General features: G+C 33.4%; 18 protein-coding genes and 1 riboswitch. Of the genes, 6 read left to right on the top strand and 12 right to left on the bottom strand.

The window, feature by feature from the left end; translation table 11 throughout:
* Positions 1 to 306: 306 nt before the first annotated feature.
* Together AC1VAQ_RS16725 and AC1VAQ_RS16730 are read left to right on the top strand one after the other, a co-directional pair.
* The gene (locus AC1VAQ_RS16725) at positions 307 to 963 is read left to right on the top strand and encodes a helix-turn-helix transcriptional regulator (protein ID WP_302596793.1); all 657 of its coding nucleotides are present in this window, start codon (positions 307 to 309) and stop codon (positions 961 to 963) included.
* A gap of 592 nt (positions 964 to 1,555) precedes the next feature.
* Complete coding sequence (locus AC1VAQ_RS16730; protein ID WP_302596792.1) at positions 1,556 to 2,536, top strand: sodium:calcium antiporter; 981 nt, start codon at positions 1,556 to 1,558, stop codon at positions 2,534 to 2,536.
* Between the two features lie 40 nt (positions 2,537 to 2,576).
* Here AC1VAQ_RS16730 and AC1VAQ_RS16735 read toward each other — a convergent pair whose 3' ends face one another.
* The 6 genes from AC1VAQ_RS16735 to AC1VAQ_RS16760 all read right to left on the bottom strand — a co-directional run bounded on the left by AC1VAQ_RS16735 (position 2,577) and on the right by AC1VAQ_RS16760 (position 7,435).
* The gene (locus tag AC1VAQ_RS16735) at positions 2,577 to 3,095 is read right to left on the bottom strand and encodes an NUDIX hydrolase (RefSeq protein WP_302596791.1); all 519 of its coding nucleotides are present in this window, start codon (positions 3,093 to 3,095) and stop codon (positions 2,577 to 2,579) included.
* A 297-nt stretch (positions 3,096 to 3,392) separates the two neighbouring features.
* Positions 3,393 to 3,923 carry a hypothetical protein gene (locus AC1VAQ_RS16740; RefSeq protein WP_302596790.1) on the bottom strand — a complete coding sequence of 177 codons (531 nt, stop codon included), beginning with the start codon at positions 3,921 to 3,923 and terminating at the stop codon, positions 3,393 to 3,395.
* A 182-nt stretch (positions 3,924 to 4,105) separates the two neighbouring features.
* Entirely contained in the window at positions 4,106 to 5,146 is a 1,041-nt protein-coding gene (locus AC1VAQ_RS16745) for a sulfate/molybdate ABC transporter ATP-binding protein (RefSeq protein WP_302596789.1), read from the bottom strand.
* The gene (gene modB / locus AC1VAQ_RS16750; RefSeq protein ID WP_302596788.1) at positions 5,147 to 5,812 is read right to left on the bottom strand and encodes a molybdate ABC transporter permease subunit; all 666 of its coding nucleotides are present in this window, start codon (positions 5,810 to 5,812) and stop codon (positions 5,147 to 5,149) included.
* An 81-nt stretch (positions 5,813 to 5,893) separates the two neighbouring features.
* A complete protein-coding gene (gene modA, locus AC1VAQ_RS16755) occupies positions 5,894 to 6,706 on the bottom strand; it encodes a molybdate ABC transporter substrate-binding protein (RefSeq protein ID WP_302596787.1) in 813 nt (270 codons plus the stop codon).
* Between the two features lie 534 nt (positions 6,707 to 7,240).
* Positions 7,241 to 7,435, bottom strand: a complete 195-nt coding sequence (locus AC1VAQ_RS16760) for a DUF1858 domain-containing protein (protein ID WP_302596786.1) — start codon at positions 7,433 to 7,435, stop codon at positions 7,241 to 7,243.
* A gap of 574 nt (positions 7,436 to 8,009) precedes the next feature.
* On the opposite strand from AC1VAQ_RS16760, the gene AC1VAQ_RS16765 reads away from it, so the two are divergent.
* The gene (locus AC1VAQ_RS16765; protein ID WP_302596785.1) at positions 8,010 to 9,344 is read left to right on the top strand and encodes a methyl-accepting chemotaxis protein; all 1,335 of its coding nucleotides are present in this window, start codon (positions 8,010 to 8,012) and stop codon (positions 9,342 to 9,344) included.
* A 353-nt stretch (positions 9,345 to 9,697) separates the two neighbouring features.
* Positions 9,698 to 12,328: a bifunctional acetaldehyde-CoA/alcohol dehydrogenase gene (gene adhE / locus AC1VAQ_RS16770; RefSeq protein ID WP_302596784.1), complete on the top strand. Its 2,631-nt coding sequence runs from the start codon at positions 9,698 to 9,700 to the stop codon at positions 12,326 to 12,328.
* A gap of 74 nt (positions 12,329 to 12,402) precedes the next feature.
* Here adhE and AC1VAQ_RS16775 read toward each other — a convergent pair whose 3' ends face one another.
* Positions 12,403 to 13,881: a methyl-accepting chemotaxis protein gene (locus tag AC1VAQ_RS16775; protein ID WP_302596783.1), complete on the bottom strand. Its 1,479-nt coding sequence runs from the start codon at positions 13,879 to 13,881 to the stop codon at positions 12,403 to 12,405.
* A 295-nt stretch (positions 13,882 to 14,176) separates the two neighbouring features.
* Here AC1VAQ_RS16775 and AC1VAQ_RS16780 point away from each other — a divergent pair, with 295 nt between their 5' ends.
* On the top strand, positions 14,177 to 14,680 hold the full coding sequence (locus AC1VAQ_RS16780) for an FUSC family protein (RefSeq protein ID WP_302596782.1): 504 nt from the start codon (positions 14,177 to 14,179) through the stop codon (positions 14,678 to 14,680).
* 402 nt (positions 14,681 to 15,082) lie between these two features.
* On the opposite strand, the gene AC1VAQ_RS16785 is transcribed toward AC1VAQ_RS16780, so the two are convergent.
* A complete protein-coding gene (locus AC1VAQ_RS16785) occupies positions 15,083 to 17,098 on the bottom strand; it encodes a bifunctional 2',3'-cyclic-nucleotide 2'-phosphodiesterase/3'-nucleotidase (protein WP_303244354.1) in 2,016 nt (671 codons plus the stop codon).
* A 168-nt stretch (positions 17,099 to 17,266) separates the two neighbouring features.
* On the opposite strand from AC1VAQ_RS16785, the gene AC1VAQ_RS16790 reads away from it, so the two are divergent.
* Positions 17,267 to 18,133 (top strand): DMT family transporter, encoded by an 867-nt coding sequence (locus AC1VAQ_RS16790; RefSeq protein WP_302596780.1) that lies wholly within the window; start codon positions 17,267 to 17,269, stop codon positions 18,131 to 18,133.
* Between the two features lie 317 nt (positions 18,134 to 18,450).
* On the opposite strand, the gene AC1VAQ_RS16795 is transcribed toward AC1VAQ_RS16790, so the two are convergent.
* The 4 genes from AC1VAQ_RS16795 to AC1VAQ_RS16810 all read right to left on the bottom strand — a co-directional run bounded on the left by AC1VAQ_RS16795 (position 18,451) and on the right by AC1VAQ_RS16810 (position 23,001).
* On the bottom strand, positions 18,451 to 19,218 hold the full coding sequence (locus AC1VAQ_RS16795; RefSeq protein WP_303244386.1) for an ABC transporter ATP-binding protein: 768 nt from the start codon (positions 19,216 to 19,218) through the stop codon (positions 18,451 to 18,453).
* Positions 19,215 to 20,246, bottom strand: coding sequence for a FecCD family ABC transporter permease (locus tag AC1VAQ_RS16800; protein WP_479904219.1), 1,032 nt, complete (start codon positions 20,244 to 20,246; stop codon positions 19,215 to 19,217). The genes AC1VAQ_RS16795 and AC1VAQ_RS16800 overlap by 4 nt, the downstream gene beginning before the upstream one ends.
* A gap of 42 nt (positions 20,247 to 20,288) precedes the next feature.
* Complete coding sequence (locus AC1VAQ_RS16805) at positions 20,289 to 21,248, bottom strand: ABC transporter substrate-binding protein (protein WP_302596777.1); 960 nt, start codon at positions 21,246 to 21,248, stop codon at positions 20,289 to 20,291.
* Positions 21,249 to 21,349: 101 nt separating this feature from the next.
* Positions 21,350 to 21,532, bottom strand: a riboswitch (cobalamin riboswitch).
* An 83-nt stretch (positions 21,533 to 21,615) separates the two neighbouring features.
* Complete coding sequence (locus AC1VAQ_RS16810) at positions 21,616 to 23,001, bottom strand: MATE family efflux transporter (RefSeq protein WP_479904220.1); 1,386 nt, start codon at positions 22,999 to 23,001, stop codon at positions 21,616 to 21,618.
* Between the last annotated feature and the right edge of the window lie 557 nt (positions 23,002 to 23,558).

Below are 23,558 nucleotides of genomic sequence, written 5' to 3' on the forward strand. Positions count from 1 at the left end.
TCTATATAGATTTCACATTTATAAAATTTAGTTATTCATGATTTTTAGTCGTGTGAAATCATTGAGAGAAACCTATTTACCTACATGCATATTTTAAGGTTTTAGTTGGTTTCTCTGTAAATTTTTATTGTTTATGATGTTTTAATAATGTTCTTATGATGTGAAATCATTGGGAGAAAACAACTTACGTACATGTATATTTCAAGCTTTTAGTTGGTTTCTCTATAAAAAATAAATATAAGAATAATGCAGCATCTCGGGGACATGATTTATCTATCTAGATTTATCTACAATTAGGAGGGAATTATGAATACAATTTATGATCACTTAGACATGTTTACTGGTATTTTAGACTTACTTGAAAATCACTTAGGGACAAACTGTGAAATCGTATTACACGATAATACAAAACCTTATGAACATAGCATTGTCGACATTCGAAATGGCCATGTGACAGGTAGAAAGATTGGAGATTGCGGTGGAAATTGGGGTCTTGAGGTTCTAAGTAAAATGAATGCAGACACTCATATCTATAATAAAATTGTACATATGCGAAATGGCAAAATCATTCGTGGCTCATCTATGTTTTTACAAGATGATGAGGGCGAAAATATTGGTGCCATATGTATTAACATGGACATTACTGATTCATTAAAATGTGAAGAATACCTTAGACAATTTAATAACTATGCTACACCTTCTAGTTCATCAAACGAATTATTTACAACAGATGTCAATCAATTAATGGATAATTTACTTCTCCAATGTGAGAACATGTTTGATAAAACAAATGGGCATCTCACAAAAGATGAGAAATTAGAAATCATCAGATTCTTAGATAGTAAGGGGGCTTTCTTAATTACTAAATCTGGTGACAGGGTGTGTGAATTCCTCAATATTTCGAAGTTCACATTATATAACTATCTAGAAATGACCCGACAAGGTACTACACACAAAGAATAATTAATTATCTATTAGCCTTGGTGCTTGTATATTAGTTGGACTATAGATTTCATATTTATAAATTTTAGTTATTCATCGTTTTTAGCAATATGAAATCATTGAGAAAAAACAACTTACCTACATGTATATTTCAAGGTTTTAGTTGGCTTCTCTATATAGATTTCACATTTATAAATTTTAGTTATTCATCGTTTTTAGCAATGTGAAATCATTGAGAGAAAACAACTTACGTACATGTATACTTCAAGTTTTTAGTTGATTTCTCTATAACGCCTTTTCAATCTTTAATTTTAGTACATTTTTACGTTTTTCCTCATAAATTTTATTGACTTTTATTTTAATCTTTAGTATCTTTATTGAGATAAGAGAAATTTTTCATTACTCATGAGGGAGTAGTTTGCAATTATACATTGTAATATTATCAACATAGTGATTATGATACTTACATGATCTGGTAATATTTTAAAAAGCGAGACTCATGAATAGCAATGGTATTAATCGTGCTATTCATAAGTCTCGCTTTTTACATGTAATCGCCCTGCATAACCTAATCTCCTTCATCAGTAAAATTTATTTTTAAAGGAGTCTACAAATGATATTTTTACTTTATCTTATACTGGCAGCTTGCGTTGTCCTTCTTTCAGTTAAAGCTGCTAACTATGTTGATCTTTTAGATAAGAAAACGAATCTTTCTGGTGCCTTCATTGGCGGTGTTATGCTTGCTGCTGTTACATCTCTTCCAGAATTCTTTACAACTATTTCTGCTACCTCTTTTCTTGGAAATCCTGATCTTGCTTTAGGAAACATTCTTGGTAGTAACTTATTTAACAATGCAATCCTTGCTACACTTGTTTTATTATTTATAAAGAAATTCAGTAGTAGCACAATCTCAAAGAGTCACTTAAATGTAAGTATCTGTACACTAGGTATGTACTTCATCATTTGCATGAACTTATTCATTAACCTTGATATTTCAATTCTTACTATAAGTGTTATCTCTATTGCTTTAGCCGTACTCTATGGTATTGGGGTAAAAGCTATGGCTAACGCACCTTCTGAAGAAAGTGATGAAGAAGATGATAGCCCACTTACAGTTAAACAAATTGCTGTACGTTTTGTTATTACAAGTATTCTTTTAATCGCTGCAAGCATCGGGGTAACTTATGTTTCTGATAACATTGCTTCTACTTATAATTTAGGTGCAGGCCTTGTAGGTGCCGTTTTATTAGGTATTGCAACTTCTCTTCCAGAAGTAACATCTTGCGTGGCACTTATGAAAGTTGGAAACTTTAATATTGCAACAGGTAATATTGTCGGAAGTACTTTATTTAACTTCTTAATCTTAACTTTTGCAGATTTACTTTATGTTAAAGATACAATTTATATCTTCACGGATGCTAACACTAAAGCTCTTCTTGTATTTGGTTTTGTAGCTGCATTACTTCTCACACTCATGATTTTCTTAAAATCACGTAAAAATGAGAAAAAAATTAGTAGCTCCGTTTATACATTGCCATCTGTTGGCATCTTATTATGCTACATAGCATTCTTACTTGCCGATAAATTTATGTAAAAATTATTAAAGGGTTGTAACCAAATTAGGCTACAACCCTTTATCCTATTCCGTTTTCCTTTAGACGCCTAAGTGCTAAAGTTTCTCTATATACCCATGGATTAATTTTTTCTTTATTTCCTTGTAAAATCATTTCATTCCCTTTGATAACATCATCCATACTAATCCATACTGGTTCAAATTCTTGGTCTTCTTCATACTTTTCTAGATGTTGACTTTCTGGGATATCCTTTACACTACAAAAATAATAATGAGAGGTCATTTCAAAAATACCGTTAGCATTAAACTGATTAACGTTACGTTGTATAATCGTTCCTAACTTCTCTCCTATCGTTTCTACAATATATCCCGTTTCTTCTGCAACCTCTCTTATTAAGGCTTCCTGCAATTCCTCTTGCCTTTTTACGCCACCACCTGGAAATTTGTAATCCCCCTTATTGGTATGCACCATAAGTATTTTTCCATCTTTTAAAATAACAGCCCGTACGGCCTGTCTAGTCGTAATCCGTATATTATGATTTTTGATTTCCTGAATTCCTAATACTTCATTTAAAATCATAGGCGCCTCCTTATCACTTTTCCTCCTATACTTTCTTCAATATCCCAATACACTTTTTATTGTACAGAGCAATACTTTTACCAATTATGTATATAGCCAATTTCTATAAAGAAACAATCTATAAAGTAAAAATACGCATACTACAAATCGTTTCTCCTAATGATTTCACGTCACTAGAATATATTGAATCATTAAAATTTATAGCTGTGAAATCTATATACATGAACTTTCATTTAATATTTTTTATTTTATTTTATATTTTATCATATTCCGATTTATTTTTAAAGCACAGTTTAACTAACCAATATAACCACGCTCACTAATAATTGTTCCTGATAAAATTCCAAAACCTATATATATAATTGCTATCATTGCTACAAATATTGCTGCATATACAATCATTGTACGCTTTACTGGAGCGCCCCCCAGCACAATAACACAGCGTAGATGCAAATATACACAGTATATATTCACAGCTAAACTTATAGCACTACCTACCTTTAATGCCTGGCCTATTTCAAATAAATCACCAATATTAGCAAATGTCCCCATACATACTTGTGCATTCAAGCTCCTCCAATAATTCAAGTCTCCTCCACAAGCCCTAATAACTCCCTTATAAATCCATCCTACTAAAAAGCTACTTCCTCCTATACAAACCATATCCAATATAATTTCAAAACCCTTTCTATCACCTTCCAAGGCCAATACACTCATCATATATATAATGTATTGAACCACATTAAAGGTTGCCACACCTTCCATACGCATAAATGCCCTATAGGGATCAATCAATAAATCTCTTACATTTCTAATAGCATCTTTCATTATCTCTCACACCCTCATGCTACTAGTTTGTTTTGCTCCCACGCTTTTTATACTCTTTCAAGAACACTTCTCCAAGTTTATATCTTACAACATTATATTTGGGGACAGGTCTTTAATATTGCTGTTAACAGCAATATTAAAGACCTGTCCCCATTTTTTATGTTCATTTTTTATGTTCATTTTTATTTTAGAAGTAAAAGACGAGATGGTGGCAAGTAAATATATGAGCTAGCTGTCATTGTACGCCAAATCTCTTTGTCCATGTCTAACCTTAAAGAAGTTGCTGTATCTGATTCCTTAGAGAGATTAAGCATAATTGTTTGATTAAATCTTGTTTCACTCACATTGGTTATCTTGTACGCAAAACAATTTTCCATTTTTTCTTCTACAAATTTAAGATGATGCGCACGGATTCCAATATGAGTAATCTCTTCCTGAGTAGGTGGTATGGTAAGAGTGATTCCCCAATCTAATGCTTGTACAGAAGTTGGTGAAAGTCTCTTTATACGAGAAATATTTTTGCATCCTGTAATACGTGCTGCACTAATCCTTCTAGGACTATTAAAGATATTTTCCTTCGTATCAAAAATATCTATCTTTCCTTTATTAACAACAGCTATCTTATGACATAAGCGATAAGCTTCATCTATATCATGTGTCACAAGTAAACTTGTCTTATCTAGCCCCTCTAGTATTTCTAGAAATTGTTCCTGCATAAGTTCTCTTAAGTGATAATCTAATGCCGAAAAAGGTTCATCAAACATAAGTATTTCTGGATTTGCAGCTAACATTCTACCTATAGCAACTCTTTGCTGTTGGCCACCTGAAAGTTGTCTTGGATAACGTACCTCTAATCCTTCCAACTTTAACTGCTCAATTCTGCGCCTTGCTTCTCGCTCCTTTTCTTGCCTTGTACACTTTCCCATGCCTGATACAATATTTTGTACGACATTCATTTGTGGAAATAAGGCATAGTTCTGAAAGAGATAACCTACATTTCTTTTTCTAGCTGGTAAATTAATTTTCTTTTTGCTATCAAATAAAACTCTATCATTTAAAATGATTACACCTTCGTCAGGTTTTTCAATTCCAGCTATCATCTTTAACGTCATACTTTTCCCTGAACCAGATTCTCCTAACAGTCCAATTCTACCTTTTGTAGCTTCAAGTTCTACTTCTACATCAAAGCTTTCCAGCCTTTTCTTTACATTAACATAAAGCATTTATTTCCCTCCTTTGTAAGTCCATTTATTCATATAATTCATGGCAAACATGCTCACAAAGGAAATTACTAAAATACATGCTACCCACATCTTAGCCGATGTCATGTCCCCACTTTGTACTGCAAAATAAATAGCAAGCGGCATCGTTAATGTTCTTCCCGGAATAGAACCTGCTAACATTAAGGTTGCACCAAACTCCCCTAACGCTCTTGCAAATCCTAGTACTAATCCTGCTACAATACCTGGCCATGCCATTGGCAGCGCAATCTTAAAGAAAATAGTTCGCTCATTCATTCCTAATGTACGTGCGGCATTTAATACATTAGGATCAATTTGTTCAAGTGCACCTATTGTTGTACGATATATCAAAGGAAATGCTACTACAGTTGCGGCAATAACAGTCGCTTCCCATGAGAAAATAATTTGTATTCCCACCTTCAATAATGCACTCCCTATAATTCCCCTTTTACCAAATATAACAAGCAATATAAATCCGACAACAGTTGGGGGGAGCACCATGGGTAATGTAAAAATAACATCAATAATGCCTTGCCACTTATGACCACACTTTAATACTAATCTGGCACCATAAATTCCTAAAATAAATGCAATAAATGTGGCCACTGTTGTTGTCTTTAATGAAATCCATAACGGTGAAAAATCCATAGGGCTACCCTCCTTATCTTACAGTATCCTTTACTTTAACTTAAAGTTCTTACTTATACTTTATCGCCTTATATCTTTTAGCTACTTAGTCGTAAATCCTAAACTTTGGAATACTTCTCTTGCACTATCTGATTCAAGGAATTGCAAGAACTCCTCAGCCTGTTCTTGATGCTTGCTATCTTTAACAACAGCTACAGGATAAATTGCTGCTTGATAACTCTCTGCTGGTGCTTCACATACTACATTCACATTAGAAGATTGCTTTGCATCTGTAGCATAAACTACTCCCGCATCCACGTTACCTGTTTCTACCCAAGATAATACTTCTTTTACATCCTTACCATAAACAGCCTTAGCCTTTACCTGGTCTAAAATACCTAAACTTGTAAAAATCTCTTCTGAGTATTGTCCTACTGGTACACTGCCTGGCTCTCCTAAACCAATTTGTCCTACTTTTTCTGTTGCTACATCTTCAAAAGATGTTAAATCTGTTTTATCAGTTGGTGTAATAAGTACCACTTTATTTTCAAGTAAGTCCTTACGACTATCCTTTACAATAAGTCCTTCATCTTCTAAGGCATTCATCTGTTTCTCTGCTGCTGAAATAAATACATCTGCTGGTGCACCTTGTTCAATTTGTTGTTGTAACGCACCTGAACCACCAAAACTAAATGTTAATGTCACATTTTGATGTTCTGTTTCATACATTGATTTAATCTCTTCCATTGATTCCTTTAAACTAGCGGCTGCTGAAACAAGAAGCTCTACATTTTCTGTATTGTTTGTTTGTTGTTGTGCTGTATTTCCTCCACCACAACCTGTAAACATCATGGTCACAACACCTCCTAATAAAATGGCTTTTACATACTTACTTTTTCTTAAATTAATTTTCATTTCATTTCTCCTTTATATTTTTATATGCCTTATACAATACTCTGTTTTTAAAGTATCTACTAAATATAAGTACTTTTATATTTCTATTAATATGCGTACTTCCCAATATTTTATTATACTAGCTATTTAATCACTTATGTATCACTTAAAATGTATAACTTAAAATATGTATGGATTTCACATTTATAAATTTTAGTTATTCATAATTTTTAGTCATGTGAAATCATTAGGAGAAACCTATTGACGTACATGTATAGTTCAAGTTTTTAGTTGGCTTCTCTATATCATTTAAAATAAGTATAATTTAAAATAAGTAAATGTATAGATTTCACATTTATAAAGTTTAGTTATTCATAGTTTCTAGCCATGTGAAATCATTAGGAGAAACCTATTAACCTACACGTATATTTCAAGTTTTTAGTTGGTTTCTCTATAATCTAAAACAGATAAATATACAATTTAAGGCAAACAAAAAGCGCTAGTTAATATACTAACGCCTTTTATAAAAATAGATTTAAATTACTTAATCTAAAATTATTCTGCAAGTTTATTTAATGCTTCCATAAGTGCATCTACATCCATACCGTGAGCTGTAGCACCTTCTTCGATTGATTCGAAGTGAGCTGCTGCACATCCTAAGCATCCCATACCGAATTGTGCAAATACATTTGCTGCTTCTGGGTATTTACTTACTACTTCCATGATTCCCATGTCTCTAGTGATTTTCATTTTAATTCTCCCTTCTACGTCTATGCTTATATGTTCATATATAAGCAAACAATTTTATATATATAATACACCTAAACACTTGAAAAAGAAAGGCTAAAATAAAAAAGGGAGGCTCTTCACGAGCCTCACCTGTTGTATGATTTCATTATAGAGTTAAAGTATAAAAAATTCACTACTTTTATTGATTATTTTTATAATTTTCATCTTATATTGCGATTTTATTGTTAATTTTTTAGTAATCCTGCAAAAAACGTTTGGTGTTTTAAATTTTTAATTTATTTTTTCAATTCCTATTTTTCCACAAGATTTCTTTCATATATTATCCACATATTTTTAATTTAAATACACAAACTTTTATATTATATTGTGTTTAATTTTTTACTTATCCACATATTTCACAAAACTATCAACATTTTGTGAACAACTTTTTAAATTCCACAACTTTATACACAGGTTTATACATAAGAAGTACTCAACTCTAAGTTATTGTTTCCATACTTCAACCAAAATGATATAATATCATTAATTTTAAATATATTCAAATAAATTCGTTATATTATTTAGGGGGCATAGTATGAAAAAGCATTCACTCAAATCTAAAATCTCGTTTATTACCGCAATATCTGTCTTCATCAACTTTTGTATCTTTACAGCCATTAATCTCTTTACGCTTTTGCCGTCTTTATCCAAGATTCTAAACAACACCTCAATAGATAACGTACAAAAGTCACATGACATATCGATTCTTATCGGATTACATAATCTAGGTAATATGCTATTTAATATTTTAGCTGTTTCTATTTGTCTTTCAATAATCTGTACACGTTTTTTTAAACCCTTCAAGTCTTTAATAGCCGCTTGTCATAGGATGGAAAAAGGTGACTTCAGCACTTCAATTGAAGAAGAAGTATTAAACACTAATGATGAATTAGGACAAGTTGCTATTGCACTTGCACATATGCAAGATAAGCTTAATGAATTTTTAGCCGCTACCGCGCATGAATCCAAAAGAATTCTCTCTATATCAGATACCTTAACCCAAAATGCGACTAAGACCCAAGAGGCCACTACAAATATTGCTAACGCAATTCAAGAAATTGTTTCTGGTGCAGAAGAACAAACTTCTTTTACAGAAGAAACTGCTCAGATGACAACCGAAATACATACTGGTATGGAACGTGTAACTACTAATATTCAAGAAGTTACAAACGCTGCAAGCCTTACATTAAACTCTGCACATGCTGGTGATAACCTCATAGAATCCGTGGTTGCTCAAATGAATGATATTAATGATAAGGTAACTTCAACCGCTGAACTAGTTAGCTTATTAGGTGAAAAATCAAATGAAATTAAAAATGCAGTCTCACTAATTACTGATTTAGCTAAACAAACTAATTTGCTTGCTTTAAATGCATCTATTGAAGCGGCCCGCGCTGGTGATCAAGGGAAAGGATTCGCGGTTGTCGCAGATCAAGTTCGCGTACTTGCTGAACAATCTGCCAGCTCTGCAACCCATATTACCAATATTACAAATGAAATTAACTCTACCATTCAAAATGCCATTGTTTCTATGTCGCAAGGTACTTCTTCTGTACATGAAGGTTTATCCTTAGTTCAAAATGCTGGTACAAGCTTTAAAGAAATTCTAACAAATATCCAACAAGTTTCTGTAGAAATCGAAGAGGTCTCAGCTATTACTGAAGAAGTTAATGCTGGTACAACTAGTGTACTTGATGCCATTGAAAATATCGCAACAATCTCCTCTTCAGCATCTAATAATACGCAATCAGTTGCTATGTCTACAGATGCGCAAGCTAACCTTATGAATGAAGTCACAAAAACTGCTGCTGACCTAGAACGCCGTGCCAAAAAATTAACAGTTGAAGTAAGTAAATATACCATCAAATAATCATTAGCTATTTATAGCTACCTTAGGGGGTGTCGTTAAGGCACCCCCTTTTATTTGTTTATTCTTTAACATAAATTAGCCTAGGTTTAATGCGACCTAAACAAAAGCTTTAAGTAAGTTATTTCGTTATTTTCATCAATTTTTACAGCATCTTTCAAATAATTTGTTCGTACAATTCTAAATTCAAGGCATTGACAAGGCATTTTCCCCATGTTATCATTACAATATATTCTAAATCAAATAAACAATTCTACATTTTTTTAACTTGTTTTGTTAAATTAATAACAATTCAAATTAATCAATGATGTAGTTCTGTCTATACTGCATTTAAATTCTAAGGGAGGATTTTAATTATGTCTGATGAGAAAAAAGAAAAAAAAGTAACAGAAGTACAAGAAACACCAGTTACTGATCCAAAAGTAATGATTGATGAGTTAGTTGCCAAAGCAAAGGTTGCTCTTGATGAATATATGAAACTTGATCAAGAACAAATTGATGAAATTACAAAAGCTATGGCTCTTGCTGGCCTTTCAGCTCAAATGAAACTTGCTAAAATGGCTATCGACGAAACAGGTCGCGGTATCTTTGAAGATAAAGTTACAAAAAATATCTTCGCTACAGAATACATCTACCACAGTATTAAACATGAAAAAACTGTTGGTGTTATCGAAGACAACGAAGATGAAGGCTACATTGAAATTGCTGAACCAGTTGGTATCGTAGCTGGGGTTACACCTACAACTAACCCAACTTCTACTACAATGTTCAAAGCTATCACATGTGCTAAAACACGTAACCCAATCATCTTTGGTTTCCACCCAGCAGCTCAAAAATGTTCACGTGAAGCTGCAATTATCGTTCGTGATGCAGCTATCAAAGCTGGTGCTCCTGAAAACTGTGTACAATGGATTGAAGTTCCTTCAATTGAAGCTACTAATGCACTTATGAATCACCCTGATGTAGCAACCGTTCTTGCAACTGGTGGTTCTGCAATGGTTAAAGCTGCTTACTCTACTGGTAAACCAGCACTCGGCGTTGGCCCTGGTAACGTACCAGCTTTCGTTGAAAAAACTGCAAATCTTGAACAATCTCTCACAGATATCATTCTTTCAAAATCATTCGATAATGGTATGATTTGTGCTTCTGAACAAGCTGCTATCATCGAAGCTCCTATTTACGATAAAGCTGTTGAATTCATGAAAAAACAAGGTTGTTACTTCGCAACTAAAGAAGAAGTTAAAAAACTTGAGCCAATCGTTATTGACCCAGTTAGACAAATGGCTGGTCCTGCTATCGTTGGTAAATATCCATACGAAATTGCAGCACTTGCTGGTATTACAATTCCAAAAGAAACAAAAGTTCTCTGCTGTGAACTTGATGGTGTAGGTGCTGATTACCCACTTTCAAGAGAAAAACTTTCTCCAGTTCTTGCAGTTGTTAAAGCTAAAAATGTTGAAGATGGTATTCAAAAAGCTGAAACAATGGTTGAACTTGGTGGTCTTGGTCATACAGCAGTTATCCATACAACAAACAATGACCTTATTGATGAATATGGCAAACGCCTTAAAGCTTGTCGTATCATTGTAAACTCTCCATCTGCATTTGGTGGTATTGGTGATGTTTATAACTCACTTATGCCTTCATTAACACTTGGTTGCGGTTCTTATGGACATAACTCTACTTCTTCAAACGTAACAGCTCAAAACTTAATTAATAAGAAAAGGGTGGCGAAGAGACGCGTGAATATGCAATGGTTTAAAATTCCAGAAAAAGTTTATTTCGAAGCTGGTTCAGTTCAATACTTATCAAAAATGCCAGACATTCATCGTGCAATGATTGTAGCTGACCCAATGATGGTTAAATTAGGTTATGTAGATAGACTTACTTACCAATTAAATAAAAACCTTAATAAAGTAACAATCGAAATCTTCAGCGAAGTAGAACCAGATCCAGACTTAGTAACAGTTAGAAAAGGTACAGCTGTTATGAATTCATTCCAACCAGACGTTATCATCGCGCTTGGCGGTGGTTCTGCAATGGATGCTGCTAAAGCTATGTGGTTATTCTATGAATATCCAGAAGCTGATTTCATCGGTATGGCTCAAAAATTCATGGATATCCGTAAACGTGTTTACAAGTTCCCTAAACTTGGTAAAAAAGCTAAAATGGTTTCTATCCCAACAACATCAGGTACAGGTTCTGAGGTAACATCATTCGCTGTAATCTCTGATAAATCTAAGAACATGAAATACCCACTTGCTGACTACGAATTAACACCAGATGTAGCTATCATCGACCCAGAATTCGTTATGTCAGTACCAGCTGGCGCAACAGCAGATACAGGTCTTGACGTATTAACACATGCTATTGAAGCATATGTTTCAATTCTTGCTTCTGATTACACAGATGCTCTTGCACTTCATGCTATTAAATTAGTATTTGAATACTTACCACGTTCATACAAAAACGGTGCAAAAGACCCAGAAGCTAGAGAAAAAATGCACAATGCATCTTGTATCGCAGGTATGGCATTTACAAATGCATTCCTCGGTATCAACCACTCACTTGCTCATAAACTTGGTGGAGAATTCCATATTGCTCATGGCCGCGCAAATGCTATTCTTCTTCCACATGTTATTGCATACAATGGCGAAACTAACCCAACCAAATTCATGGCTTGGCCAAAATACGGTAAATTCATTGCACCACAAAGATTCCAAGACATTTCTAGAATGTTAGGACTTCCAGCTTCTACTCCAGAAGAAGGTGTTGCTTCTCTTGTTAAAGCTGTTAGAGATTTAATGAAAGAACTTAACATTCCATTCACATTAAAAGAAATGGGTGTAGATGAACAAACTTACCTTTCAAAAATTGAAGAACTTTCTTATAAAGCATTTGAAGATCAATGTACTACAGCAAACCCAAGACTTCCAAAAGTTACTGAACTTCAAGAACTTTATAGAAAAGCATACTATGGTAAATAAAACCTACTATATAATATGACCTATTAAATAAATAACAAAAAAGGCTACAGCACGAAAGTGCTGTAGCCTTTTTATTATTCTATGTATTGCATCATTTTTTGAGAGACATTTAGTAACTGACCTGCTACTTCTTTGGTATGTTGAACACTTTCATTATTTTGAGCCGTAGTACTATTTGTTTCCTCTATGCCTGCCATTGTTTCTTCACTAATAGCAGAAATTTTTTCGATACTCGTAACAATTTCATTATTTGCTTTTAAGATGTTATTTACTTTATCTGTAACAACTTGAATGTTATCATATACTTTATTAATTTCTATTGTTGTTTTATTAAATATATCTGCGGTATCTTTTATAAGTAAATTTTGCTCTACATTATCTTCTCTAAAATGAGTGATACCATCTACTGCATTTTCTACCATCTTACCTAGTGCATTTAATATATTTGCTATACTTGCTACTGAATCTCTCGTTTGTACTGCCAATCTTCTTACCTCTTCTGCTACTACTGCAAAACCTCTTCCTGCATCTCCTGCCCTGGCACTTTCAATAGCCGCATTAAGTGAAAGTATATTAGTCTGTTCCGAAATATCAGTAATAGTCTGTATAATGCTTGAAATTTCTTTTGTTTTTTCTTTAAGAGCTAACATTGAATTATAAACTTCATCACTCATTTCATTCATTGCTTCTGTCTTGTTATTTAATAAATTCATAATCTGTGTACCCTTATCCATAGCTTCTATGGTGTTTGTAGAAATAGCTTGCACACTTTCTGTTGCCTTAGATGTATCTACAATCATATTTTGAATATGGGTTGTTAATTCACTTTGTGTTTGAATACTGTTTACAGTGGTTTCGATTCCCTGTGCGATATTTGTAACTGCCGAGTTAATAGTTTCGCTAGATTTCTCTAAGTCTGAAACAATTTTATATACTTTATTGGATTGATGGTCTAATTCTTGAGCAGTCTGTGATACATTAATTAAAATTTTTTCCTGTTTGCCCTTGGCTGCTTTAATAGATTCCACCTTCTGATTATTATTTTTAACTGTGAATTTAATTGAAATCATAAGTGTAGCAATTACTAGAATGACTGAACCTAATTGAATTGTATAATCTGTAATAAGATTTACATCTGTATTTCCTGTATTTATACACCATATTACCCTTACTATGTTTGTAATTAAAAGTAATCCCCCTACTTGCCCCATTAATTTCATATCATTATATAGGCTATATGCTGCAATCAAAGGCATCATATAAGTATAGGTAAGTGTTCTTTGAGTACTAAACATCGCAAGTGCGTATACACAGAAAAAGCATATAAATATAACGTACTTTACTATCTTATTTTCTCCTCCTAATTTATAAAATATAAAAGAAATGATTGAACTTAATATGCATATCCCTAAAATTATACTTAACCTCACTCTATCTTCTGGCACCTTAATAATTTCACCGCTGTATCCTACGATTAATATTAAATTAATTAAAAGTAACATCCATGTAGCAACTTGGTTGGCTCGTCTTACTGAGACTATATTCGTATCCATCTTTACTCTCTCCCTTACATTATAGTATCCTCTTTTATTTTATCATATAATTTATAATGTTTAGAAAAATTTATCTCTTATTTATGACATCTTCTTACATCTTTTCTTACATTATATACACAGTACCTCTTTCTTAACTTATTACTTTACTCTTCTCTCGCTATCAGGCTAATTTAAAACAAATCTTTGCTATTGAATTGTTATTGACAAAGCTTCTAATACAGGCTATGATATAAGCGTTTTTTAAATTTACTTAACCATTTATACTTACATATTACAGAATAGGAATGACATCATGAAAGAATTTCAACTACCTAAAATAGGTCTTCGTACCTTAAAAACTGCTTTGGCAGTATTTCTCTGCCTTTTACTTTTTCCTAATGAACCGTTTTTTGCTTGTATGACTTCTATTTTTTGTTTGCAAAATACGGTAGAACATTCTTATAAGATTGGATTTGCTCGCGCTTATGGTACTGTTCATGGCGCTATTGTAGGATTCATTTTTCTTTTCTTCTGTAAATCATTATGGCGTTATTCAACAATTCCTATCGTTACCACTTTATTGATTTATATTATTATTTCAGTAGGAATCATCGCTGTAATCTATACCTGTAATTTAGTAAAACGCCCACTTTCCATTCCTTTAGCATGTATTGTATTTTTAGGAGTTACAACTACACATGCTCAAACAGATGCCGTTCATTATGCGCTTAATCGTATTGTTGAAACCTTCTTTGGACTTGGTATTGGGTTACTTGTAAACAAATATGTTAATCCTCCAGTAGAACCACAGAAATAACTATAATTAAAGTGTTAAAATGGTATAGAGAAACCAACTAAAAGCTTGAAATATACATCTAGGTAAGTTAGTTTCTCCCAATGATTTCACATGACTAAAAACTATGAATAGCTAAAATTTATAAATGTGAAATCTATAGAGAAACAAATTAAAAACTATGAATAACTAAATTTTATAAATATGAAATCTATAGTGCCAAAACAGGAAACCGTTATATAGGGTAATAAAAAGGAATGCAATCTTGATTTTTTTAGACTACATTCCTTTTTTATTACCTTTTTTTATAAAACCCTTTTGCTATAACTTAGTATTCTATAAGTTATAACCTTGTACAAACTAACTTTTTATATCAAATATAGCTGTTATTCACTCAATATATCTATCTCTATATTTGAAGAAAGCTTATTTATTCATGTTAAAAACATAAATATATTGTGCCAATCCATTACCTAAGTCTTCTTGTAACTCAATATAAGGATAGTTTGATAAAAGTGTTTCTCCCTTACTACTAGAAATAAATGTAACAAGAACATTTGCATCAATCGGTGCTAATTTCCAGTTACCATCTGCTTTTGGCGTAATGGTTCCTTGTTTTGCAATATAGTCAGATAAGATTTGTCTCACCTCATCACTAGAACTATATACTAATGGTGTTTGATCGCCTGTGAAGATTGGGAAATTACCACCACCTCCAGCACGATAATTATTTGTAACAACTAAAAATTCATCTTCATCTTTTAGTGGTGCACCATTATAGTTAAGATTAATAATTCTATGCGTTTCTTCATTGACTAAATCACCTTCTGGACTATAGCGAGGTAACTGTGTAATATCTACTTCATAGGTTACACCATCAATGGTATCAAAGTTAAATGCAGGAAAATCACCATTTAGTAATTCTTGTGGTTCTGTTGCATTTGGTACAATCGTATTATAAATACCTGAACTCATTTCTAACCATTCTCTTATATCTACACCTCGTAATTTTAAAATGGCTAATGTATTTGGATATTTGTAGAGACTTGCTACATCTTTTATCGCGATATTTCCTGCTGCGATATCTACATAATCTTCTGCATTAGTACCACTCTTTGATAAGCCTGCCTTAAATGGGGCCGCTGCTGATAAAATAGGTAAGTCCTTGTATGGCAGAAGTTCACTTGCAGAATTAACTGCTTCTTTAGCATATTGTAATTGTGCATCTGAGATGATTTGTACAGATGCATCATCTCCTACAAGTGCAAAGAAACTATTTATAGGATTTGCAAGTTCTCCTACTGGTCCATTTACATAATCAATAACTTGTTTATGATAAGGTAATAAAATGGCTTCTAATTCTTGATCATTTGGCACACCTACTGCACTTAAAACAGTTGCATTGCCATCTACAACTTGATAAGTATCTCCTTCTTTAGCAAGTTGCAATGTCACACACCCTAAGCCTTCTGCATATTTAGCAGGTTGTACAGTAAATTTGCCATTAATTGTTCCTTTAGCTATATCTACATTTTGATAACCTGTATCCTTTACAAAATCTTCGGATGGGAACATTTCATGAGAATGTCCGCCGATTACCACATCAATATCATCTATTAATGTGAGATGATAAGCCATATTTTCAGCACCTTCTACATAGTCACCATCTGTACCATATCCAGTATGTGCAAGGGCTACAATAATGTCTGCACCTTCTTGTTTCATAATAGGTACAAAATGTTCGGCGCATGCTCTAATATCTTGTACTGTTACTTTACCCTCTAGATTAAGTTTGTCCCAATTTAGAATCTGGGTTGGTACAAAGCTTATAATCCCCACTTTTATCTCCTGTAATGCACCTTCCCCATCATCAAAACTCTTATTTAAAATCACATAAGGTCTAAATTCATTTTCCCCAGTAGCTTCATTATATACATTCGCATTAATGACCGGGATTTGCGTATCATTTATGATTTGATGTAAAAATTCAAGTCCATAATTAAACTCATGATTACCAAGGCCGGCAGCATCATAACCTAATGCTTCAAGTGCCTTATAAATAGGATGTACCTCTCCTGATTTTACTGGATTTACTCTTGCAAAGTAATCTCCTAGAGGATTGCCCTGAATTAAATCTCCATTGTCCACTAATACCACATTATTAGAAATGCCATTTTGATTTCTAATATCTTTTATAAGGGTTGCTAATTTTACTAATCCATAATTATCCGAATCAGCAGAGGTATAATAGTCATAATTCATTAGGTAGTCATGCATATCACTTGTGGCCAAAATTTGTATTTTAGCCGTTGGACCACTCGTTACAATCTCTTCTTCTGTTTGATTTTGATTATCTTGATTGTTACCACATCCTGAGAAAATACTCATACTTAGGACTACAGCAAGCAATAAACTAATCCATATTTTTTGCTTATTTTTCATCGTACGCTCCTTCTATTCTTTTTTATTTAGTATGGATTAGTCCTAGATAAAAAATGCATATTTTTCTTTCTTATACTTTTGTTGCTGTAATACTTAGAATGGCTTATAATTGACAAGGTTAACGATTATTTTTATTTAAATATCTATATAAATTAGGAGGCTATCATCTTGAGTAACTACAAAGGTATTATTTATGCCATTCTATCCTCTGTTGCCTTTGGACTTATGCCGATTTTTGCAAAATTTGCTTATGCTAACGGTTCAAATCCTACAACAGTACTTATTGCTAGATTTTTACTAGCATCCATTATTTTATTTACATATTTAAAATGTACTAGAGTAAGTTTAAAAGTTTCAAAAAAACAGCTCATCATATTACTTAGCATTGGTATCATCGGTTATACACTTACAACCCAAACACTTTTTGTATCTTATGATTATTTAGGTGCTGGACTTGCAACAACACTACACTTCATTTATCCTGTAGTCGTTTGTCTCATCGGATATTTCTTCTTTAAAGAAAAGATGAGTAAATCAAAAATGCTCGCACTTATTTTCGCCGGACTTGGCATCTATGCACTAATTGCCATGGACAATAATACACTCAATGCGCTAGGCGTTATGCTTGCAATCTTCTCCGGCATTTCATACGGTGTAAACATTATTGCCTTAGGACTTAAATCTATTAAACAAATTAATCACAACGTAGTGACAATGTATGTCTGCCTAGGTGCTACATTAGGTATGCTTATATATGGAACATTTACAAATACAATTACACTCACCCTCAATCTCAACATAGGAATTGCCTACATCGGTATTGCTGTCATTTCCACCATTGCTTCTATGCTTTTACTTCTTAAAGCAATCGCTACAATCGGAACAGCCTCTACCTCAATCCTCGGAACCTTTGAACCTATCGTAAGCGTGATTTTAGGTGTTATATTATTTGGCGAACCACTCACACTTTCTCTCATCATCGGCACCATCCTCATCCTAGCATCTACAATCATTCTCGCCCGTGAAAAAAATTAACAAAAGCGGCTCCTGCACATTTCACTGTGCAAGAGCCGCTTCTCTTTCAACGCCTATTTTAGAGACCTGTCCCCGCTATTTAAACGCCTATTTTTGAGACCTGTCCCCATCTATCTAAGCACCTATTTTGGAGACCTGTCCCCGCTATCTAAACACCTATTTTGGAGACCTGTCCCCGCTATCTAAACACCTATTTTTGAGACCTGTCCCCATTTATTTAAACGCCTATTTTGGAGACCTGTCCCCATTTATTTAAACGCCTATTTTGGAGACCTGTCCCCGCTATCTAAACACCTACTCTAGAGACCTGTCCCCGGTTATTTTAGGTTGGGGACGATATAGGTGTTTTCCTTATCTTGAATAAGGTGAATTTTATTGTTATAAGTTTCTTTTAAGGTCGTGGTTTGAAGCACTTCTTTTGTTGATCCAGATATTGCTAAATGGCCATCTTTTAAGATAAGCATTTCATCGCAGGTACCGAAGGCTAGGTTCAAATCGTGCAAGACCATAATAATTGTCAGATTTCGCTTTTCTTTAATCTCCTTAATGAGATGCATAAGTTCTACGCTATTGTGAATATCTAGCATAGATGTAGGCTCATCTAGTAATAAATAGGGCGTATTTTGTACTAATGCTCTAGCAATAAAAACCTTTTGTGCCTCGCCGCCGCTTAGTGTTCTAATAGAGGCATCTCTAAGATTTTCTAAATGAAGTTCTTTTATCACTTCTTCTATGATTTCCTCATCTTGCACAGTAATGTCTCCTAGCAAATTCATATGCGTATAGCGCCCCATTTGAAGAATCTCATAAACTGTAAAATCTAAATCTCTAGGATTTTCTTGAAAAACATAACTCATACACTGTGCATAATCTTTTACTTTAAAACTTCTTATATCTTTACCTTCATAGAAAATAGTTGCCTTAGGTGGATGAATAATGCCCATGATATGCTTTAAAATCGTACTCTTCCCTGCACCATTGGGGCCTATAATTCCATATATTTTACCAGGAGCAAAACTATAATTGATATCCTTTAAAATATGCTTTTTATTAATAGTGTAATCTAAGTGTTTGATTTCAATCATCTTTGCTCCCTCTTTCTTTGTTTATAAATAAGATACATGAAATATGGTGCACCTAATAAAGAGGTAATTACTCCTATAGGAATTTCTCCACTAGGAAGAAGTGCCCTAGATAAGTTATCACATAGAAGCAAAAATAACATTCCTAAAAATGCTGTAATAGGCAATGTCACACGATAATTTGAGCCAAATACAATACGGACAATATGTGGAATAATAAGCCCTACAAATCCAATTGTTCCTGTAAAGCAAACTGTTGTTGCAATAAGTAAGCTACTTATCCCTAGAAGTATCTTTCTAACACGGCCCACATCTACACCTAGAGCTTTCGCTACATCCTCTCCCATCAGTAAAATATTAAGTTCCTTTCGTAAAATAAGAAATACAATAAGGCTTGGAATCGTAACAATACTTAAAATAAATACCCTAGTATAAGATGCTGCACTAAGAGAACCCATTCCCCAGGTAAAAATAGTAAGAAGTTTATCGTCCCAATAAGTTTTTATTAATGCTAATACTGAAGAAAAGAAATAATTAATTGCAAGTCCTGAAAGAAGTAATCTAACAGTAGAGACTTTTCCCTTCATTCCTGATAAAACTAATACTAATACATTCGCCACTAGCGCCCCCATGAAGGCATATAGTGGTGAAAAACCGCTTGTTACAAATCCTATAGCCGCTCCAAGTGATGCCCCTGAGGAAATTCCTAACATATAAGGATCTGCCATATCATTTCTAAAAATTGCCTGATAGACTGCTCCAGTTATAGCTAAGTTCATTCCTGTTAAAATCGCCATAAGAATACGCGGAATACGTAAATTCAATATAATTGTTTGTTGACCTTTTGTAATATGTGTAGCTACCTCCTGGCCTGTTATCTGTGACCATATAATATGCATAATATCACTTACTGTAATATTAGCTACACCAATTGCTATGGAGATAATGGCAAAAATAATAACGGATAAAGTTAATAGGAAATATAAAAGCCTTATATTTCCTATTCCTTTTAATTTATATTTAGTTTCCAAGTAATTTTCTAAATGCTAGATTTTAACTAGATAAAAATCTAATTAATTAACGAGCTCTGGATTAATTACTTCTGCCATTTCCACTAATGCATCTGCTACACGTGGTCCTTGTCTAGAAATCATATCTCCATTGATTTCATAAACGTGTCCTGCTTTTACAGCTTCTAAATCTTTATAGAAATCTGTGTTTTGTAATTCTTCAAGTGTTCCTTTGCCACTTGGCATAATAATCATATCTGGTTCATCAGCTGCAATCTCTTCTTTACTAATTGACCAACCTTCTACATTTTGTGCGATATTTTTACCACCTGCTAAATTGATGATTTCACTAATAAATGTGTCTCCACCTGCAGTAAAATCTTGTTCGCCATAACCAACCATATAATATACTTTTGGTTTTTCTGTTTTATTTAAAGCATTCACTTTTTTTGTAATATCTGTAACTGTTTTTTGCATATTTGCAATAACTTCTGCTGCCTTTTCTGGCTTACCAACTAATTCACCAATAGATGTAATTGCTGAGTAAGTTCCATCAAAGCCTTCTTGCTCATTAAGGAATACTACTGGAATGCCTACTTCTCTTAATTTATTAATAACTTCCTCTGAAACGTGTGTTGAACCCACTACTAAATCTGGTTCTAATGAAATAATCGTTTCTACATTAGGACTTGATGTACTACCTACTGATTCTACATTCTCGATAGACTCTGGGTAATTACAATACTTTGTACGACCTACAATTTTGCTTTCTACACCTAATGCTGCTAAAATTTCTGTTGTACTTGGTGCCATAGAAACGATACGTTGTGGCTCACTTGTTAAAGTAATCGTTTCCCCTGTTGAATCTGTGACTGAAACATTAAATGCCTCATTTGTTACTGCTGTTTCTGTAGGGGTTACTGATGTATTATTTGAGCTCCCACAACCTACTAACATTGAAAATGACATGGCAGTTGCCATAAGCAGCATCATACCTTTTCTCATAAATAATTTTTGTTTCATTTTAATATCCTCCTATAAATGAAATAACTGCTTTTCGGAGAATCTTTTTAAGAAATGCTAAACTTCCTAAGATTCTAGTTCATTCTCTCCCTCCGAAAGAATACTAGTGCCATAGTAAGGTAGGTCTCCTGGCTTATAGTTCATCCTCAGATAACCCTTCCCATAATACAAATCTCTTCTATTACAGTGGTTTCGTTATCCTTGTCCCTAGTTACAGTAGCGGGGGCTGCAGCTCTTAACTTTCCCTATTAAGTATATTCTACACCCTACTTGGTTAGTATCAACTTTTCTATCATTACACACTATTTTGCCTCTGTCAAGAATTCCCGACTCCCCCAACGCCATCTTTGGAGACCTGTCCCCGTATCTATAACGTCATTTTTGGAGACCTGTCCCTCTGTTCTGCTTTGAGGGTTTTGAGGAGGCTGCCGCCTAGAGGTATGGCTAGGAGAAATGTTAGGATATCGCTGATGGCTTGGCTTAATTGTACACCTAGTAGACCTGAGGTTTGAGATAAAATCCAGATAAGTGGAATGAAAAATAAGCCTTGTCTTGCCATAGCTAGTATAGATGCTTTGGTTCCTTGTCCTGTTGTCTGAAGAAGCATGTTGTTCATGACAATCCATGAGGATAATGGGAATGTGACGCATTGTATTCTTAATGCATTTACGCCAATTTGAATTACTTCTAAATCATCTTTTCTGAAAATCTGAATAATATGCGGTGCAAAAATAAATCCTAAAATACTTAAGGTTGTAAGTACACCAAATGCTAATTTTACGCAAAACCAAAAGGCTTCTAATACGCGGTCATATCTTCTGGCACCATAGTTGAAACCGCAAACAGGCTGAAATCCCTGTCCAAATCCTAACACCATAGATAATGCAAATTGAAGAATCCTTGCCACAATGGACATAGCTGCAATGGCTGCATCTCCAAATGGCCTAGCGCAAACGTTTAAGATGATTGTTGCAATGCTTGCTAAACCTTGTCTATAAAATGAAGGAAGACCGCCTTTAAGTATTTCTCTATAAATCTTCCAATTTGGCGTAAAGTTTTTAAGGCTAATTCTAATATTCCCCCCACGTCCGCCGTTCGAAAGTAAAATGCAAAAACTAACAAACTGACTAATAATGGTAGCTAATGCTGCCCCTGATACACCCATCTTAAATACAAATATAAAAATCGGGTCTAAAATTATATTTAAAACCCCACCTGTTGCAATCCCCATCATGCCATAAAAAGCATTCCCTTGATATCTAAATAAATTATTGAGTACAAACGAACCTGCCATAAAAGGTGTTCCTATTAAAATAATGCTAATATATTGCTTTGCATATGGTGCAATTGTAGGCGTTGCCCCTAATCCATATACAATGGAATCTACACAGATGAGTCCAATAATAGCAATTAGACAACCAATCCCAAAGGCTGTTAAAAATCCTGTAGCTGCCACTTTTTGTGCATAATCCTTTTCCTTTTGTCCTAATAACCTAGAAATAAAGTTACCTGACCCCATTCCAAATGTAAAACCAATGGCCTGAATAATACACATGATTGAAAATGATACTCCCACTGCTGCTGTAGCACTTGTGCCAAGCTTACCTACAAAAAATGTATCTGCCATATTATAAACAGATGTAATCAGCATGCTAATAATAGTAGGTACTGCCATAAGTGTAATAAGCTTAGGAATAGGTGTATTAATCATTTGATCGTATTTTTCTTCTACTGTAAATGTATGTTTTCTCATATAAAAATCCCTTTCTAATCTGCTACATCTCCGATGTTTTTCTTATTTTCAAAATATACACCCTAACCTTTTTATCTTACCACTATAAATTATTTCAAAAAACTATAATTTAAAAAATTTTATATTTTAACATTGTCCTATAGAGAAACCAACTAAAACATTGAAATATACATGTACGTAAATTGTTTTCTCCCAATGATTTCACATGACTCAAAACTATGAATAACTAAATTTTATAAATGTGAAATCTATATACTTCACATAACATTATTTTAGTTTTCAATTTTTTATCACATAGCAAACACATTGCACCTTTAATCTATATACATACAACAAACAAGACCTTAATACAAACATTACATTAAACGCATGTAATCAAATGTAATATTACATGTACACAACTTAAAGTGATTTCATATGACTAAAAACTATGAATAACTAAAACTTATAAATGTGAAATCTATATAGAGAAACCAACTAAAAACTTGAAATATACATATACGTAAATAGGTTTCTCTCAATGATTTCACATGACTAAAAATCATGAATAACTAAAA

The organism is Cellulosilyticum sp. (genome assembly GCF_982396655.1).